This window comes from Mesorhizobium sp. WSM4836, from assembly GCF_055811815.1.
This window is the reverse complement of the sequence record NZ_JBVVQF010000117.1, coordinates 1-279: the sequence shown is the minus strand read 5'-3', so window position 1 is coordinate 279 and position 279 is coordinate 1. Positions and strand designations below refer to the sequence as shown.

At 63.4% G+C, this 279-nt stretch carries 1 protein-coding gene; it reads left to right on the top strand.

Features of this window, described 5'->3' with window-relative positions; all coding sequences use genetic code 11:
* On the top strand, window positions 1-279 hold a 279-nt coding region (locus tag AC0L2P_RS32340; protein WP_473507259.1), incomplete at both ends, for a Tn3 family transposase.

Sequence of the window (279 nt, the reverse complement as noted above, 5' to 3'; positions counted from 1 at the left end):
ATCGAGGACGGCACACTGCGCATCGATCGCCTCACCGCTGACGCGCCGGATGGGATCGATGACTTGGTGCTCGATCTCTACCGCCGTCTGCCGTCCGTCCGTATTACAGACCTGCTGCTCGAAGTTGATGCCGCGCTCGGCTTCACCGAGGCCTTCACGCACCTGCGCACCGGCGTTCCGTGCGACGACCGGACCGGCCTGCTCAATGTCCTGCTCGCAGAGGGTTTGAACCTGGGCCTGCGCAAGATGGCCGAGGCTTCCAACACCCATGATTACTGG